Source organism: Pseudoalteromonas sp. SR45-5, from assembly GCF_014163565.1.
Lineage (GTDB): Bacteria > Pseudomonadota > Gammaproteobacteria > Enterobacterales > Alteromonadaceae > Pseudoalteromonas > Pseudoalteromonas distincta.
Map to the genome: position 1 here is coordinate 1 of NZ_JACJDN010000452.1, position 3,383 is coordinate 3,383.

3 protein-coding genes are annotated in these 3,383 nt (G+C 40.5%); all 3 read right to left on the bottom strand.

Annotation, left to right across the window (positions count from 1 at the left end):
- Positions 1–97: 97 nt before the first annotated feature.
- Complete coding sequence (locus H5072_RS14960; protein ID WP_154902967.1) at positions 98–832, bottom strand: DUF5020 family protein; 735 nt, start codon at positions 830–832, stop codon at positions 98–100.
- A gap of 29 nt (positions 833–861) precedes the next feature.
- Positions 862–2,238: a uracil-xanthine permease family protein gene (locus H5072_RS14965; RefSeq protein WP_182693971.1), complete on the bottom strand. Its 1,377-nt coding sequence runs from the start codon at positions 2,236–2,238 to the stop codon at positions 862–864.
- Between the two features lie 74 nt (positions 2,239–2,312).
- The coding region (locus tag H5072_RS14970; RefSeq protein ID WP_310735886.1) for a BMP family ABC transporter substrate-binding protein at positions 2,313–3,383 on the bottom strand (1,071 nt) is incomplete at its 5' end.

The following is a 3,383-nucleotide window of genomic DNA, read 5'->3' on the forward strand; positions in this document are numbered from 1 at the left end:
CAATTAATTTAAGCTATTCAATTATTTAAGATTATCAAATAAAAAAGCTACTAAAAAGTAGCCTTTAATTATTAATTAAATACCATTCAATTTGCTGTTAAAAATGCCATTTAACTAGCAAGTTTGGATTATGTTCGGTTTGCCCATCTACACCAAATTTATTTTTCCAATAAACATACTCAATACCCACATCAAGGCGGCCTGTATCTAAGCCGAGCATAGGGGCAATATTGTATTTAATCTGCGAGGTAAAGTTAAAGCCACCTTCACTTTTACCAAACATTGTGTCGGTGCTATCTACAATATCTAAAAAGCCATCGTATCTAAAGTTACCTTTGTTATAGCCCCACGTGACTGTTATTTGGTTATTATCTTCACGTTGAATACCTATATCATCTTGAAAACGACGATAATAAGCCACATTAAAATATTGAAAGCCAGGTACATCAAGTGATACACCGCCCCCTAATAAATAGTTATTTTGATCCGTATCTCCCGAGCCATACTCTGTTTGTAGGCCTAAAAACACCTCTTTAACAAAGCTATTTTGTGGCTTGTAAAGAGTAGGGTTTATGTTTAGCTCACCGTACACTTCATCGGGATTACTTAGCCTATCCATAAAGAAGAACGTACTGCCCCAAGTATGCCCCGATGCATGCTCTATAGTAACAACACTTCTATCATCTTCCTCCCCTGAAAACGGCTCTAGGTAGTCGGCTCCTGTCATTGCGGTAATACTAAAATCAGACCAAAGCTCTTTAGCCGATACACCTGTAGAGCACATTGCAATTGCAGTTACTAATGCTAATTTTTTTATTGTTTTGATTTTCATTGTTAATCCCTTTAATGATTTTTATTAGTTTAGTTAAGATGATCCGTACTTGCTGAGTAATTTTCTGGTAGTACCAACGTCATTATTATTGCGGTGATACCCGACACCGTCACTGCGCTACCAAATATGGCAGTAACTAACTTAGGTGCGTTTGCAAACAACTCCGGTACAAAACTAACACCTAGCCCGAGCCCCAAACTCACCGCAATAATAAGTAAACTTCTGCGATTTATTTTTTCGCTGGCGAGTATTTTGACCCCAGCGGCTGCTACGGTGCCAAACATTACAAGCGTTGCACCGCCCAAAACAGGTTTAGGTATATTTTGTAATACAGCGCCAATCACAGGAAACAAACCAAGAATGATTAAAATACTGCCTATCCACAGGCCAATATATCTGCTGGCAACTCCAGTTAGCTGAATAACGCCGTTGTTTTGACTAAAAGTAGTATTAGGAAAAGTATTAAATAAAGCGGCAATCATCGAGTTAACACCATCACCTAAAATACCGCCGCGAATACGTGCTAAGTAACTAGGTCCTCTAACAGGTAACTTAGAAACCGCACAATTGGCAGTAATATCGCCTGTCGATTCAATTGCAGTAATAAGGTATAAAAAACCAAAGGCTATGAGTGCACCAAAATCAACATTAAAGCCGTATTTAAAAGGCAGTGGGATAGCAATTAGGTCAAATTCACCTAATTTAAAATTAGCGATACCTAATACAAACGCAAGTAACCAGCCAAGTATCATTGCAACTACCACAGCCGTTAGCCTCACCCATTGGTTTTTACTTGCATTAAGAAGCACCACTAAAGCCACAACCGAAAAACCAACAATTAAGTTGCTCGTTGAAGCAAATTTTTCAGGCATATTAGTAAGTAGCCATTGCCCGCCGCCTATATCAGTCATGCCTACTTTAATTAGATAAATACCAATAGTAGTGATGACCACACCAGTAACTACTGGCTTAATTATTTTGCCTAATTTACTAATAAAAAAACTAATAAATACTTCAACAAAAGCGGCCAAAAAGCACACTGCAAATATAGTGGCAAGGACCTCGTCGTTATTGCCTCCGGTGGCTTTAACGGTAAAGCCTGTTGCTAAAATAGTCCCTAAAAAGGCAAAGCTTGTACCTTGCACACATATCAATCCTGACCCCACCGGGCCAACACGCCGCGCTTGTATAACCGTGCCCACACCAGATACAAATAATGCCATACTAATTAAATAAGGTATTTCGCTGCCAAGGCCTAGCACCCCACCAATAATAAGCGTGGGCGTAATAATGCCAACAAAGCTTGCTAGTACGTGCTGTAGTGCGGCAAAAAATGATTCAGTTACGCCTGGTTTGTCATCAACTGCATATATAATATCGTCAGACGAGCTTGTATTTATTGACATATAAACCTCTACGTTTTGCAAGTTAGCCACTGTATTTGTCTAAGTGACCAACTCATTGTTATTGCGTTAACCGCTTATTTAAGCTGCCCTTCAACGCCCTCAACATAAAAGTCCATACCCAACAACGTTTTGTCGTCTATTGTTTTACCCGCTTCAATAACCAGCTCACCTTGCTGATTTTTTATAGGGCCAGTAAATGGATGGAATTCACCTTTACCAATTTTGTCTGAAATCGCGTTCACTTCAGTCACAACATCACTTGGAATGTCTTTACTTAGCGGCGCTAAGCGAGTCATCCCTGAGCCTATCCCTTTCCATATATCTTGCGATTGCCACTTATCGTCAAGTACTTGCTGTACGCGCTCTGCATAAAATTCATCCCAGTGATGAACCGCTGCCGTTAAATGTGCTTTTTTACCGTATCCGCTCATATCTGAGTGGTAGCCAATAGCGTAAATACCAGCGGCTTGCGCTGCTTGCAGTGGTGCAGGCGAATCAGTATGTTGAGTAATAATATCAACGCCTTGATCTATTAGGCTATCGGCAGCTTCACGCTCTTTACCCGGATCAAACCAGCTATTAACCCACACTACTTTTACTTTTGCATTCGGCTTTACTGAGCGCAAGCCAAGCGTAAATGCATTTATACCGCGTATTACCTCCGGAATAGGAAACGCAGCAATATAACCAATGCTGTCGGTTTTACTCATGTGTCCTGCAATAACACCTGTTAGGTAGCGTCCTTCGTAAATGCGATCAAAGTAAGTGCTTACGTTTTTTGCGCGTTTATAGCCTGTGGCATGCTCAAACTTTACATTAGGAAATCGTTTAGCCACTTTAAGTGTTGGGTTCATGTAGCCAAACGACGTGGTAAATATTAAATCGTGCCCGCTTTTAGCCAGTTGCGTAATAACACGCTCTGCATCCGCTCCTTCTGGTACGCTTTCAACAAAAGTAGTTTCTATTTTGTCGCCAAACTTTTCTTCTAGGTAGTGGCGGCTAGAGTCATGTGTATAAGTCCAACCGGCCTCACCTATGGGGCTTACATATACAAAGCCAACTTTTACGCTATCTTTTGCAATAGCAGATGCGCTTATGCCTAAGCTCAATGCAACCCCGAGTGCTGTTATAAGTTTTTTCATTGT